The organism is Spongiimicrobium salis (genome assembly GCF_043678055.1).
GTDB lineage: Bacteria > Bacteroidota > Bacteroidia > Flavobacteriales > Flavobacteriaceae > Spongiimicrobium > Spongiimicrobium salis.
The window spans coordinates 15203-29067 of record NZ_JBHEQA010000002.1 but is presented as its reverse complement, the minus strand read 5'-3'; the positions used below and the strand labels follow the sequence as shown (position 1 = coordinate 29067).

The window sequence follows — 13865 nt, the reverse complement described above, 5'->3', positions numbered from 1 at the left end:
TCCGAGACACTAAAATTCATAATCTATTCCTGCTTTGAAATTAGAAAAAACTTAGTACCTTTCTTATTCGTATGAGAATAGAAGAAGCGAATAATACCGATGCTCAAAAATTGACACAACTAACCATTCAATCCAAGTCCTACTGGGGCTACCCGGCACGACAAATTGAAGAATGGAAAGATGAACTCACCATAACCGCATCCTATATTGCCACAAATGAAGTCTACAAAATAGGGGACGAAAACAACATTATGGGCTTTTATGCCTATGAGTTCATCAATTCCCAAGAAGTGAAGCTCAATTTCCTTTTTATTGATCCCGCCTATATCGGCAAGGGCTTGGGAAAAATCTTAATGAATGATTTTCTAGACCGCATAGCAAAAGATGGGTATAAAAGTGTGACTCTTGATGCCGATCCAAATGCGGAAAACTTTTATGCCAAGCAAGGATTTAGGGTGATAGGACAATTGCAAAGTTCCATAAAAGATCGTTTTTTGCCCATCATGTATAAGGAAATTGGCATAAAATAAAAGACATCATGGACTTAATGATAGCTTTTCAGAACTCTGCCCCCTCTCCATTGTGTGGACTATTATTCGGCGAGATATACAAGTAATGTAGTTGCTATTTCAACAAGAAAGTTGCAAAATCAAATAATTATTTAGATGTTTGTCTAATTATATAAATACATTTTTTGATGAATAATATCTTTAAAGCCATTAGTGACCCCACACGTAGGGCTATTCTAGATTTGCTCAAGGAAGGTGATATGAATGCCGGTGATATTGCCAATAAATTTCATATTAGTAAGCCCAGTATCTCCCACCATCTGGACATCCTAAAAAGAGCCGATCTTGTTTCTGCCACAAAAAAAGGACAGCACATCATTTATTCATTGAATACTACGGTGGTTGAAGAGCTATTTCAATGGATTTATAATTTAAAAGGCAATTTAAATGAGAAAAAAACTACTTCGAGAAATCCCCTTATGGGTACTGATTATACTCCCGATACTTTATCTGATTAAATCTTGGAATCAGATTCCTGAAAAAATCCCCGTCCATTTTAACCTATATGGAGAGGCGGATCGCTGGGGCGGAAAGAACACCTTATACTTCATTGCCATTCTAGTCCCTTTACTCACTTATGGTCTTTTTCTTTTGGCAAAATACATAGATCCAAAAAAGAAACTTGGCAGCATTGGAAACAAGTTATACCATATTCGCGTTTTTCTTTCCATGATTATTGCCAGTGTGGTTTTGCTCTACATTCATATCTTAATTCATCCCCAATCTAATTTTCAATCTTCTTTCTACATTATCATTGGTTTTACCATTTTCATTCTTGGCAATTATTTCAGGAATATAAAGCCCAATTATTTTATCGGGTTTAGAACACCCTGGGCCTTGGAAAATGAAAGTATTTGGAGGAGTACCCATCACTATGGCAGTATCGTATGGTGTATTGGGGGGCTGCTTATCATCATTTTGAATCTGTGGAAATCTCCTCAGGAAATTTGGATCATCAATGCCGGTATCGTAGCGGTACTTATACTTGTTCCCATTATTTACTCCTATCACAAATATTATCAATTATCAAAAAAAGCATAATATGAGACGCGCACTAGTATTATTCATATCCTTATTTTCCCTATCCCTATCTTCCCAGGAAGAGGTAAGTGTTCTTAGCAATGATCTTACGCTTTACGGGACCCTGTTAACTCCAACAGAAAAAACAGAGAAAGCCATCCTCATTATTTCAGGTTCTGGTGAAACCGATAGAAACGGCAATACCTTACCCTTGAACTATACCAATAACAGCCTAAAACAATTGGCCAAAGCATTAACAAATCAGGGGTATGCCACCTTGAGATATGACAAAAGAGGTGTGGGCAAAAGCAAAAATAGTAGCCTTTCTCCTGAAAAATTGCGTTATGAACACTATATCCGAGATGCAGAAAAATGGATTGCTTTTTTAAAGAAAAAATATGCCAAGGTGATCATTATAGGGCATAGCCAAGGGGGGTTGACAGGAATGTCTGCCATGCAACAGGTCCAAGCAGATGGTCTTATTTCATTGGCAGGGATTACAGAAGATGTTTATACCACCTTAAAACGACAATTGGCAGCGCAGCCCCAATTTGTAAAAGATACTGCCTTTCCCATATTGGATAGCCTAAATATTGGAGTAAAAACTGATAGCGTACCCCAGTATTTGCACGCTTTCCTCCATCCAAAAATCCAAGATTATATGATGTCTTTCATGGCGTATGATCCTAGAGTTCAAATTAAAAAGATTGCTGCCCCCATCCTTATTATTCAGGGTACTACAGACCTTCAAATCACTGTTGAAGGCGCCCAAAGCCTAGCGGCATCACAACCTAGCGCAGCAATAGAAATCATCACAGGAATGAACCATGTCCTAAAAGAAAGTACTGAAAATCAGATTGAAAATCTAGGCACCTATTCCAACCCTGACCTTCCCCTACATCCAGAATTGATCCCCAAACTTCTTTCCTTCTTGGATACTTGGTAGATTAGGCCAATAATGCCAAAAAATCTTCTTCCGAAATAATGGCGATACCCAAATTTTCGGCTTTCGTACGTTTGCTGGGGCCCATCTTATCCCCTGCTACCAAATAAGCTGTTTTAGAGGATACGGAGGATCCTACTTTTCCTCCATTATCTTCGATCATTTTTTTCAATTCATTTCTGCTTACTTTTTCGAATACTCCGGAAACCACAAAGGTCTGTCCTTTGAAAAGATCGGTTTGATTCAATAATTTTTCTGCAGACAATTCAAATTTCACGCCATAGCTTTTTAATCGTTCAACGATCACAAGGTTCTTTTCGTTTTGAAAAAACTCCACAACACTGTCCGCTATACGCTGTCCTATTTCATCTACCGCTACCAGATCTTCAACGGTAGCCGCCATGAGAGCATCAATATTTTTGTAGGCTTTTGCCAATTTTTTGGCCACGGTTTCCCCAACAAAACGAATACCCAATGCAAAGAGGACACGTTCAAAGGGGATGTTGACCGATTCTGCCACTCCTTTAACCAAATTTTCGGCAGATTTTTCTGCCATGCGCTCCAAAGGCATAATTTGTTCTTTGGTCAAGGTGTACAGATCGGCATAATTCCTTATCAACCCCTCCTTGAACAACAATTCCACGGTTTCTCCTCCCAAACCTTCAATATCCATGGCTTTTCGGGAAATATAATGCTGTATTCTTCCTGTTATCTGTGGAGGGCAACCATAAAAATTGACGCAATAGTGTTTGGCATCCCCTTCGGTACGCACTAAAGGTTCATGGCATTCCGGGCAGCTGTCTATATAAACTGTTGGAGTAGAATTTTCTGGGCGTTTCCCCATATCTACGGCTATGATTTTCGGAATAATTTCCCCTCCTTTTTCCACAAATACCGTATCCCCTTCCCGAATATCCAGTTTTTCGATCTGATCTGCATTGTGAAGAGATGCTCTTTTTACGGTTGTTCCGGCCAATAATACAGGTTCTAAATTGGCAACAGGGGTAATGGCTCCGGTACGTCCAACTTGATAGGTAATTTCCCGAAGTACGGTAAATACCTGCTCTGCTTTAAATTTGTAGGCCATAGCCCATCTTGGGGCTTTTGAAGTATGTCCCAATTCTTCTTGATAACGCAAACTATTTACCTTGATGACCACACCATCGGTCTCGTACGGAAGTTCGTGCCGATGTTCGTCCCAATAGGTAACGAAATCCATAATATCGTCGATATTCTTGCATAATTTCGCAATAGAAGGCACTTTGAACCCCCATTTTCGCGCACTTTCCAACATTTCAAACTGCGTTTGTATCGGCAATTGCGTTCCCGTAATGCTGTACAACAAACATTCCAATGGGCGCTGCGCGACTACGGCACTATCTTGTAATTTTAGACTTCCCGAGGCCGTATTTCTTGGGTTCATATAGGGTTCCTCCCCATTTGCAATACGGGCTTTGTTCATTTTTTCAAAACCTTCAAAAGGCAATACAATTTCTCCTCTAATATCAAACTTAGGCGGGTAATTTCCTTGGAGTTGTAGCGGAATGGATTTTATAGTTTTAATGTTTGTGGTTACCTCATCTCCCTGGAAACCATCGCCACGGGTCACTGCCTGTTTCAGTTGGCCTTCTTCATAGGTCAGGCTAATAGAGGCACCGTCATACTTAAGCTCACAAGTGTAGTTAACCTCAACATCGCCCAGAATACGCTGAATGCGCTTTTCCCAATCCATTAAATCTTCCTTGGAGTAGGAATTGTCCAAGGAATACATACGGTGTTCATGTACAATGGTATTGAAGTTCTTTGTGACCTCTCCCCCTACCCTCAAAGTAGGAGAAGTAGGATCGTGAAACTCGGGATGTTTGGCCTCCAGCTCCTGTAAGGATTTTAGCTTCATATCAAACTCATAGTCCGATATGGTAGGCCGATCCAATACGTAATAGTTATGGTTATGCTGGCGCAATTCATTTCTAAGTTGGGTAATGTTCTCTTTTACACTCATTAAATTTCTTTTGTACAAATTATGGGTTGAAGCCTATAACAGCCTTCCCTATTATTATGCTACACTTGTTCTTTCTTGATCCATTTGGGCACGGGAAGTGGACGATAACTTTCCATTTTTGATAGTAGCCCCTCAATACTCTCATCGATTAAAATCATGTCATAATTTTCTTGTTTTACGAAGCCCTGCGCAACCATAGTCTTCAGCATATTCATTAAAGGATCGTAAAAACTATTGACATTCAATATACCAATGGGATACGGGTGTAGCCCCAGCTGTGCCCATGTTAACATTTCAAAAAACTCTTCCAGGGTACCAAAACCTCCAGGCAACATCATAATACCGTCGGATCTTTCGTGCATTTTCAATTTTCGTTGATGCATATTATCAGTTACGATCAACTCGGTAAGACCATTATGAAAAACTTCTTTTACTTTTAAAAATTCAGGAATGACCCCTAGTACTGTTCCTCCATGGTCCAAAGCTCCTTGCGCAACTTTGCCCATGACCCCAATTTTTGCTGCACCATATACCAAATGAATCCCCCTTGTGGCGAGGTTTTTTCCCAATTGATAGGCTTGCTCCATCACTTTTTCATCATTTCCATCACTACTTCCACAAAATACAACAATACTTTCCATAAGGTGTTATTAACTATTTGTCTATCTTTTTTTCGCTTTCAACATGCGATCATTTCCAAAATGATCCTTACGCCCCTCAATTTCCAAAAAATTTTGATGCTTCAAAAGCTCCCCGGTTTCTTTTCCCAAATATTGATTGATTTCAAAATAGAGACTTCCTCGCCTAGTAAGAAACTGGGCTGCCAGTTCCCCTATTTTTTTATAGAACAACAGAGGAGTGTTATCTGGTACAAAAAGGGCTTTTGCGGGTTCATGATCTTTTACATTGTTACGGATTTCCTTTTTTTCCAATTCCCGTACATAAGGAGGGTTGGAAACAATAATATCAAACTGTTCAGGTAGTCGGTCCATGCTCAGAATATCGCCTTGTACAAGGTGGATATCGAGCTTCAACAATTCCGCATTCTTCCGCGCCACATTCAAAGCTGCTTCCGATACATCCAAGGCGTACACTTTTGCCTGGGGCAAATGCTTGGCCAAAGTCAGGGCTATGCAGCCACTTCCAGTGCCTATATCCAATATTTTAATCGGAGTCCCATCTCCTCCGGAAACCGATGAAATAATCCACTCCACCAATTCTTCCGTCTCGGGCCGCGGTATTAAAACATTGTCATCTACATAAAACCTAAGGTCGAAAAAAAAAGAAGTATTTGTAATATATTGAATGGGTCGTTCCTGCTTCAGTAATGTCAATGCTTCAAACAAAGGCTGCTCTTCTGTTTTTGAAATTATTTTTTGAGGCTCCAAAGCCAAAATAAAGGACTCCAACCCCAGATAATGATCTAAAAGGATATAAAAGAAATTGGTGATTTCCTCCTTTGTATAAAGCGTCTTTAATTCTGTATGAAATATATTTTTGATTTCTTTTAACAGCATCTTACAAGTCTTTGAGCATCCACACAGAACAAGCGTGATGTCCGGTATCTCCCATAGGGCCATCTATAGGGCGAAATCCGTTTTTCAAGTATAGGTTTTGGGCATTTTCCATATACGGCATTGTTTCCAGATAACACTTTTCATAGCCCAAGGAAATTGCTCGTTCCAAACAGATTTCAATCATTTTGGCACCTAGTCCCCTTCCCCTTGCTTCCTTTAAAAAATACATTTTTTGCAATTCACATACTTTTCCATCATATCTTTCTAACTGAATGACACCCGCACAACCCGCAATAGCGCCTAAAATTTCAAGGACAAAAAAACTCGCTCCGGGAACGTCATAGGTTTCATACATACGGTCTAAAGCGGTATCCGCATAGGTTGTCCCTATTTTAGGAACGCCCATCTCTAACAAAACCGAGCGGATTACCTTGGCCACGGCTGCATTGTCCTCTTGTTTGATTTCACGTATGACAAGGTCCTGCATTTGATAAAAAATATCTTTTTAATTGTTCTATTTTTGCGGAGTGAAGATACAGGAAAAGCATATAAACATAAAATTAGATGCTTGTAAAAAATTGACTTCAATGAAATGACAACTACGGCAAAAAATAAAGCAGATATTTCTCATGAATACTACATGGCCCGCTGTGTTCAAACCGCTAAAAATGGACTGGGCACTACTTTTCCCAATCCAATGGTTGGCAGTATTGTAGTCCATAATGGAAAAATCATTGGAGAGGGCTACACCAGTCCCTATGGCGGAGCCCATGCCGAAGTGAATGCCATAGCTTCGGTAGAAAACAAAAGCCTGTTAAAGGAGGCCACCCTATACGTAAGTTTGGAACCCTGTTCCCATTATGGAAAAACACCTCCCTGTGCCGATATGATCATTGCAAAACAAATCCCCAAAGTAGTCATTGGTTGTAAAGATCCGCATGAGAAAGTAGCAGGAAAGGGAATTCAAAAATTGCAGGAGGCCGGGCTAGAAGTCGTATATGGAGTATTGGAAGATCTTTGTAAAAAGCACCATAAAAGATTCCTTACTTTTCATGAAAAAAAGCGTCCGCTTATTATTCTTAAATGGGCAGAAACCGCCGATGGATTTATTGCTCCCAAAAAAAATTGGCGCAAAGAACAGCCCGAACCCTACTGGATCACCAATACCTATTCAAAACAATTGGTACACCAATGGCGCAGTCAGGAACAAGGAATTCTGGTGGGCACCCAGACTGTTCTAGAAGATAATCCCCGTTTAAATACACGTCTTTGGGCGGGAGCATCCCCAGTGCGTATCGTATTGGATAGGCAGCTGAAAATTCCAGAGCACTTCCACCTTATGGACAATTCGGTCAAAACCATTGTTTTCACGGAAATATCAGAGGCCCATTTGTTTCAAACAGGGATACAGTATGAGCCTATTGATTTTTCTAAAAATATTGCGGAACAGATCTGTGCTGTCCTACACCAACATCAGTTACTAAGTTTTATTATTGAAGGAGGGGCGCGAACGCTACAAACTTTTATTGATGCCAACTTATGGGACGAGGCAAGGGTATTTACCGGCCCCACTTTGTTCAAGGCCGGTATTAAAGCTCCACTATTGCCCTCGAGTAAGAGCACCATCACAAAAATTGCTTCCGATACCTTAAAAATTTACCACAATGATTAAAAATATTGTTTTTGATTTTGGAGACATTTTTATTGATTTGGACAAAGCAGCCACGGCTAGGGAAATGACCCCTTTTGGTTTTACTGGGATAACGCCGCAATTGCAGCATATTCTGAATACGTATGAAAAAGGGCGCATATCATCCGATACCTTTCTCCAAGAGATGGAAAATCAGTTTCCCAAAGCAAATCGAAAGGCGTTGCGCTACGCATGGAATGCCATTATCTTAATGTTTCCTGAATATCGGCTGACCTATATTGAGCAATTGGCAAAAGAGAAACAATATCGTCTTTTTTTATTGAGCAATACCAATGCCTTACATATTGAAAAAGTCATTGAAAATATGACCGAAAAGCGTTTTGAGCGATTTAAGCATTGTTTTGAGCAATTTTATTTATCCCATGAAATTCATTACAGAAAACCCGACGCGTCCATCTATGAATTTGTCTTACGTGAGAATCAATTACTGGCCCAGGAAACTTTTTTTGTTGACGACACCAAAGAAAACACGGATGCAGCGGCAAAGTTGGGCATCAAAACATGGAATTTAGCAGTGGGACACGAAGATATCATTGAATTAAAATCAAAATTATAATATGCTCGATTTAGCACTAAGTGTACTCTTTTCAAGTTTGATTTTTGTTATTTTTAAATTGTTTGCCACCTATAAAGTTGAAACACTGTACGCCATCATCACGAATTATGTAGTAGCCTGTACTGTGGGTTTACTAAGCTATGATCAGAGCTTCCATTTTTCTGATATTCCCGAAAAACCTTGGTTTTTAGGAACTTTGGCGCTTGGAACATTGTTTATCCTAGTATTTAATCTCATGGCAATGGCCTCACAGCGCATAGGAGTATCTGCTGCCTCCGTTGCCACCAAAATGTCTTTGGTAATCCCTGTAGTTTTTGGCGTATTCCTATATAAAGAAACGTTGAGCGCTTTAAAAATTCTTGGAATTCTTTTGGCCTTGGCTGCCGTATATTTTGCTTCAGCCAAAGAAAAATCCATCCAGGTGGGAAAAAATGCCCTCTTATTAACCGCAGCTGTATTTATAGGTTCGGGACTTATTGATATTAGTTTAAAATACATGGAAGAAACTTTTGTAAAAAAAAGCGAGCTACCTTTATTTTCTTCTGCAGTCTTTGGCGCTGCGGCGGTCATAGGAATCGTGTTCATCCTATTTAGAGCCATAAAAACACCATTGAAAATTCGTTTTAAAAACGTTTTAGGTGGAATTATTCTCGGGGTCCCTAATTATTTTTCTATTTATTACTTATTACGTGCCTTGCAACAAGAAGGCTTGAACAGCGCTTCTGTTTTTACGATAAACAATGTTGCCATTGTACTCTTTTCTACTTTATTGGGAATTGTGCTTTTTCGGGAAAAAGTAAGCCTTAAAAATTGGGGCGGTATTGCCTTGGCCATGATCAGTATTCTTTTAGTAGCTTTATTTTAATGCAAATGGAAGATACCTATAAAACCATAGCCACTTCATTAAAAGAAGAAGTGCTCTTTAAAGAAAAGAAAAGTAAATTCTACGGCTATAGTTTTCCCATACAAAATGAAGACGAGGTAAAACCCCTTATCGAGTCTCTTAAAAAAAAACATCATACCGCCAATCACGTATGCTATGCCTGGCAGTTGGGCACCGACCGCATAAGATATAGGGCAAATGATGATGGAGAACCCAACAATAGTGCAGGAATGCCTATATATGGGCAGTTACAATCCTTTGGAGTAACCAACGTATTAGTTGCCGTTGCCCGTGTTTTTGGAGGAACTAAATTAGGCGTCGGGGGCTTAATCAGTGCCTATAGAACTACCGCACAAATGACCTTGGAAGCCAGCCCTATTATTGAAAAAATCGTACAACAGCACTTTGTGCTTTTCTTTGATTATGCCTCTATGAATGTTGTGATGCGCGCTATTAAACAACATCAGATCAATATTATTGCACAGCAATTGGATACCGAATGTAGGTATGAGATTGCTATTAGAAAATCAAAAGTCGATACCATAGCAACAATTTTTGGAAAAATGCAGAATGTAAAAATTCAGGAAATATAGGTATCCTTAGATTTCAATTTTATCGAGAACATAATCGGGGCATTTTACCGGTCTTTTTGTTTTCATATCCATGAATGCGAGAACGGTATTTGCTTCCACCAAAATTTCGTTGGATTCATTCCGAATTTCATAATCAAATTCGATCTTTACCGAAGGCCTTTTTTTTAACTTGGTGACCACGGTTATCAGATCGTCATATAATGCTGATTTTTTAAATTTCAACGCCAAGGAAATCACGGGTAACATAATTCCGTTTTCTTCCATCTCTTTGTAGGAAATTCCATAAGACCTTAACCACTCAACGCGTCCCATCTCCAAGTATTGCGCATAATTTCCATGGTAAACAACTCCCATTTGATCCGTTTCCGAATAGCGTACCCTAAAAGAAATTTCATGAAAAACCATATTTTATCAAGTAAAAATTATATATTTAAAAAGTTCTCAAAAGTACTGGCTAGGCATGAGAAAAAAAAATGAAAAATTCAATGCCAAATGATTTTTTTTTTAGTTTTTTTGTTCACATATTTGCCCCCACAAACATATGGTTCAACGAACCAGTATTTTGATTAACCAACGAGCCTTATTCACTAACAAACTATAATATTTTAACATAAGCATGAGTGTTACTGCCAATTCCGTATGGAACAATTGTTTGGACTTTATCAAGGATAATATCCAACCGCAGGCATTCAAAACATGGTTTGAGCCTATCAAGCCAATTAAGTTATCAGATAACGCGCTTAGCATTCAAGTTCCAAGTAAATTTTTTTATGAGTGGCTCGAAGAGCATTATGTAAAATTATTAAAAGTTGCTCTGACCAAAGAGCTGGGCGATTATGCCAAGTTGGTGTACATTATAAAAATGGAGAACACTTACGGAAATCGTGAGCCGTTCACCGAAAAAATCCCAAGTTCCAATAGAGCAACAATGGCACCCCAAGAATTGGATGTTCCTATTAAATCCAAGAACCCTCAGTTAAAAAATCCTTTTGTGATTCCGGGTATTCGAAATATAAAGATTGAATCACAATTGAATCCCAATTATAATTTTGACAACTTCTTGGAAGGGGATTCCAATAGGTTGGCCAGATCGGCAGGAATGGCTGTAGCCAATAAACCTGGAGGCACTTCCTTTAATCCTTTGTTGATTTTTGGAGGGGTAGGTCTTGGAAAAACCCATTTGGCCCATGCCATAGGTGTAGAGATTAAGGATAAATATCCGGAGCGCACGGTACTCTACATTTCTGCGGAAAAATTTACGCAGCAGTATATTGAATCTGTCAAGAAAAATACCAGAAACGATTTCATTCACTTTTATCAATTAATCGATGTGCTGATTATTGATGATGTACAATTTTTATCTGGTAAGTCGGGCACCCAGGATGTTTTCTTTCACATTTTTAATCACTTGCACCAAAATGGCAAGCAAGTCATTTTAACTTCGGACAAAGCTCCGGTAGACATGCAGGATATTGAACAACGCTTATTGTCCCGTTTCAAATGGGGATTGTCTGCTGAACTTCAAAATCCGGATTATGAAACCCGTATCTCCATCTTAAAGAACAAATTGTATCGGGATGGTGTTGAAATGCCCGATGATATTGTGGATTATGTCGCCAAACACATTAAAACCAATATTCGCGAATTGGAAGGCGCCATCATTTCATTAATTGCGCAATCTTCATTCAACAAAAAGGAAGTGACTTTAGAATTGGCGCAAACTGTGGTAGAGAAATTTGTAAAGAACACAAAACGTGAAGTTTCCATTGACTATATTCAGAAAGTAGTTTCCGATTATTTTGAAATGGATGTAGCGACCTTACAATCCAAAACCCGTAAAAGACATATTGTCCAAGCCCGTCAATTGGCGATGTTCTTTGCTAAAAAATTCACAAAGGCATCTTTGGCCAGTATTGGTTCCCAAATTGGAAAAAGAGACCATGCCACGGTATTACATGCCTGTAAGACGGTCGATAATTTGGCAGAGACCGATAAGCAGTTCCGAAAGTATATCGATGATCTGACCAAGAAATTCTCTTAATTTATACGCAATGAGCACCAAGATACTAATGGTATGCCTAGGAAACATCTGTAGGTCTCCATTAGCAGAAGGTATTCTTAGTAGTAAGGTAGACCCTGAAGATATTGAAGTAGATTCGGCCGGTACGGCTGGCTATCATATCGGAAAAGCTCCCGATCATAGGTCCATAGCTGTGGCCAAGCGTTATGGTATAGATATTTCAAAACAACGTTGTAGACAATTTAGCCAAGAAGATTTTAATAATTTTGATATCATCTATGCCATGGACAGGAGTAATTACCACAATATCCTTACCTTGGCAAAAGACAAAGGCGATATTGAAAAGGTAAAACTACTATTGGAAGTTACCGCTCTTGGCATTACAGAGGTTCCTGATCCTTATTATGATCAGGATGAAGGTTTCGAAAAAGTTTTCCATATGATCGATATTGCCTGCGATAGTATAGCCAAACAATTAAAAACAGATTAAGTTATGGAACACACAGATGCTCCCATGGGGAAGCTCTACTTAATTCCGACGACTTTGGGAGACAATGCTCCATTGGAAGTTTTACCTATTTCCATTAAAAGAACCATTGAAAATATAAATCATTATATCGTTGAAAACGAAAAGTCGGCACGGCGCTTTATTAAAAAGATAAGCTCTAGTAAATCCCAAGGAGGTTTACACCTGGAATTGCTCAATAAATTTACGGAACCCAGTGAAATTCCATCCTTTCTTAATCCCTGTTTGGAAGGTTTTGATGTCGGGATTCTTTCTGAAGCCGGCTGCCCGGGTATTGCAGACCCAGGTGCCGATGTAGTTAAAGTTGCCCATGAGAAAAGAATACAAGTGGTTCCTCTGGTAGGCCCTTCTTCTATTTTTTTAGCGATGATGGCCAGCGGATTGAATGGACAGAACTTTGCATTCAACGGATATCTTCCCATTGATTCCGGAGAAAGGAAAAAAGTGATTCGGAAAATCGAAAAACTATCCCGGGATCATGATCAATCCCAACTATTTATAGAAACTCCATATAGAAATGAAAAATTATTGGAGGAATTGCTCAAAGTACTGTCCCCTCATACCAAGCTATGTATTGCTTGTGACATTACCCTTCCTACGGAATACATTATGACAAAGACGGTAACAGATTGGAAAAAGACCCCGATAGCTTTGCACAAGCGACCAACAATTTTTATCGTTCAAGCATAAAAAAACCCTGACTCACAGTCAGGGTTCCTTTTTTTGCAATGCTATCTGTTTAAACTTTCGGATTCTTTATGGCTGTAATGATAGAAACATCATAACCTGAGAACCTTTTCATATAATTTGCAATACTTGTACCATAGGCATCTTCCACTTCATAAGAGCCGTAGGATCGTAAATACTTTTTAACATTTCCGGCACCGGCCAAATGTGCAGCGGCCAAAATACCCGATTCCGTAATTTCGACACCTCTAATTCGTTTTCCAACAAATCTTTTGATGTCCCTTCTTAATATCCACTTATTCCTTGCGATATTCGTATGAAATGCCTTTTCTTGCAATACGGGATCATTCAGAAAATTTGTAGCGCTGTACACGCCCATTAACTGTAATGTTCCTATTCCAAACTGGTATTTCCCAAGATACCCAAGGGTATTTGTAATAAAATAGTTTCCTTGAGATTCTTTAAAGGCCAAAGCCTCTTTAAAACCAGTATAGGAGCTTCCCAAAAAGGGAGGCGCCACCATAGTCGGCACAATAGCAGTTTCATCTTTGGGAAATAAAACCGCTGTAGGTTCTTTTACTTTGAGTGCTTCGGGAACTTCAACCACAGCATTTGTGGTAGTATTCTCAAAGCTTGTCAAAATAAAAATCATGATAAGAGGACAAATAATAATTATCCACTTTCTCATATCTCTTGCTTTTAATAAGACTTATCTGTCCGAAAGGACATGCTTAAATTTCACTTCGCAAAGATACGTCCGTTTTTTTCTGCCCTCACTAAAAGGCACCTAAGAGTTTCTTAAAATGCCCCTTTTTTAGTTAAAATGTTCTAAAAACTA

17 protein-coding genes are annotated in these 13865 nt (G+C 39.1%); 11 read left to right on the top strand and 6 right to left on the bottom strand.

The window, feature by feature from the left end; translation table 11 throughout:
* The first annotated feature begins 71 nt into the window (after positions 1-71).
* From ACEXOE_RS09495 to ACEXOE_RS09480, 4 genes are all read left to right on the top strand, one after another.
* A complete protein-coding gene (locus ACEXOE_RS09495; RefSeq protein WP_394748539.1) occupies positions 72-530 on the top strand; it encodes a GNAT family N-acetyltransferase in 459 nt (152 codons plus the stop codon).
* A 167-nt stretch (positions 531-697) separates the two neighbouring features.
* Entirely contained in the window at positions 698-1027 is a 330-nt protein-coding gene (locus ACEXOE_RS09490; RefSeq protein ID WP_449619017.1) for an autorepressor SdpR family transcription factor, read from the top strand.
* Complete coding sequence (locus tag ACEXOE_RS09485) at positions 957-1610, top strand: SdpI family protein (protein ID WP_394748538.1); 654 nt, start codon at positions 957-959, stop codon at positions 1608-1610. The genes ACEXOE_RS09490 and ACEXOE_RS09485 overlap by 71 nt, the downstream gene beginning before the upstream one ends.
* 1 nt (position 1611) lies before the next feature.
* On the top strand, positions 1612-2535 hold the full coding sequence (locus ACEXOE_RS09480; protein WP_394748537.1) for an alpha/beta hydrolase: 924 nt from the start codon (positions 1612-1614) through the stop codon (positions 2533-2535).
* A gap of 1 nt (position 2536) precedes the next feature.
* Here ACEXOE_RS09480 and ligA read toward each other — a convergent pair whose 3' ends face one another.
* From ligA to ACEXOE_RS09460, 4 genes are read right to left on the bottom strand one after another with little or no spacing between them, the layout of a single operon-like run.
* Entirely contained in the window at positions 2537-4534 is a 1998-nt protein-coding gene (gene ligA / locus ACEXOE_RS09475; protein WP_394748536.1) for an NAD-dependent DNA ligase LigA, read from the bottom strand.
* A gap of 59 nt (positions 4535-4593) precedes the next feature.
* On the bottom strand, positions 4594-5175 hold the full coding sequence (locus tag ACEXOE_RS09470) for an LOG family protein (protein WP_394748535.1): 582 nt from the start codon (positions 5173-5175) through the stop codon (positions 4594-4596).
* A gap of 21 nt (positions 5176-5196) precedes the next feature.
* Complete coding sequence (gene prmC, locus ACEXOE_RS09465; protein WP_394748534.1) at positions 5197-6051, bottom strand: peptide chain release factor N(5)-glutamine methyltransferase; 855 nt, start codon at positions 6049-6051, stop codon at positions 5197-5199.
* A gap of 1 nt (position 6052) precedes the next feature.
* The gene (locus ACEXOE_RS09460) at positions 6053-6538 is read right to left on the bottom strand and encodes a GNAT family N-acetyltransferase (protein WP_394748533.1); all 486 of its coding nucleotides are present in this window, start codon (positions 6536-6538) and stop codon (positions 6053-6055) included.
* A 105-nt stretch (positions 6539-6643) separates the two neighbouring features.
* Between ACEXOE_RS09460 and ribD the strand changes: the two genes are divergently transcribed.
* The 4 genes from ribD to ACEXOE_RS09440 are packed head-to-tail and all read left to right on the top strand — an operon-like array spanning position 6644 to position 9794.
* Positions 6644-7723, top strand: coding sequence for a bifunctional diaminohydroxyphosphoribosylaminopyrimidine deaminase/5-amino-6-(5-phosphoribosylamino)uracil reductase RibD (gene ribD, locus ACEXOE_RS09455; RefSeq protein WP_394748532.1), 1080 nt, complete (start codon positions 6644-6646; stop codon positions 7721-7723).
* Positions 7716-8318 (top strand): HAD-IA family hydrolase, encoded by a 603-nt coding sequence (locus ACEXOE_RS09450; RefSeq protein ID WP_394748531.1) that lies wholly within the window; start codon positions 7716-7718, stop codon positions 8316-8318. The genes ribD and ACEXOE_RS09450 overlap by 8 nt, the downstream gene beginning before the upstream one ends.
* Position 8319: 1 nt before the next feature.
* On the top strand, positions 8320-9183 hold the full coding sequence (locus tag ACEXOE_RS09445; protein WP_394748530.1) for an EamA family transporter: 864 nt from the start codon (positions 8320-8322) through the stop codon (positions 9181-9183).
* On the top strand, positions 9183-9794 hold the full coding sequence (locus ACEXOE_RS09440; protein WP_394748529.1) for an IMPACT family protein: 612 nt from the start codon (positions 9183-9185) through the stop codon (positions 9792-9794). Before ACEXOE_RS09445 ends, ACEXOE_RS09440 begins: the two co-directional genes overlap by 1 nt.
* Before the next feature lie 6 nt (positions 9795-9800).
* Here the strand turns inward: ACEXOE_RS09440 and ACEXOE_RS09435 are convergent, their stop codons facing one another.
* On the bottom strand, positions 9801-10199 hold the full coding sequence (locus tag ACEXOE_RS09435; protein WP_394748528.1) for an acyl-CoA thioesterase: 399 nt from the start codon (positions 10197-10199) through the stop codon (positions 9801-9803).
* A gap of 211 nt (positions 10200-10410) precedes the next feature.
* Between ACEXOE_RS09435 and dnaA the strand changes: the two genes are divergently transcribed.
* Genes dnaA through ACEXOE_RS09420 form a run of 3 tightly spaced genes read left to right on the top strand, consistent with a single transcriptional unit; the run spans position 10411 to position 13030 of the window.
* The gene (dnaA, locus tag ACEXOE_RS09430; RefSeq protein ID WP_394748527.1) at positions 10411-11835 is read left to right on the top strand and encodes a chromosomal replication initiator protein DnaA; all 1425 of its coding nucleotides are present in this window, start codon (positions 10411-10413) and stop codon (positions 11833-11835) included.
* Between the two features lie 10 nt (positions 11836-11845).
* Positions 11846-12304, top strand: coding sequence for a low molecular weight protein-tyrosine-phosphatase (locus ACEXOE_RS09425; protein ID WP_394748526.1), 459 nt, complete (start codon positions 11846-11848; stop codon positions 12302-12304).
* Positions 12305-12307: 3 nt separating this feature from the next.
* Positions 12308-13030 carry an SAM-dependent methyltransferase gene (locus tag ACEXOE_RS09420; protein ID WP_394748525.1) on the top strand — a complete coding sequence of 241 codons (723 nt, stop codon included), beginning with the start codon at positions 12308-12310 and terminating at the stop codon, positions 13028-13030.
* A 49-nt stretch (positions 13031-13079) separates the two neighbouring features.
* On the opposite strand, the gene ACEXOE_RS09415 is transcribed toward ACEXOE_RS09420, so the two are convergent.
* Positions 13080-13715: a hypothetical protein gene (locus tag ACEXOE_RS09415; RefSeq protein WP_394748524.1), complete on the bottom strand. Its 636-nt coding sequence runs from the start codon at positions 13713-13715 to the stop codon at positions 13080-13082.
* Between the last annotated feature and the right edge of the window lie 150 nt (positions 13716-13865).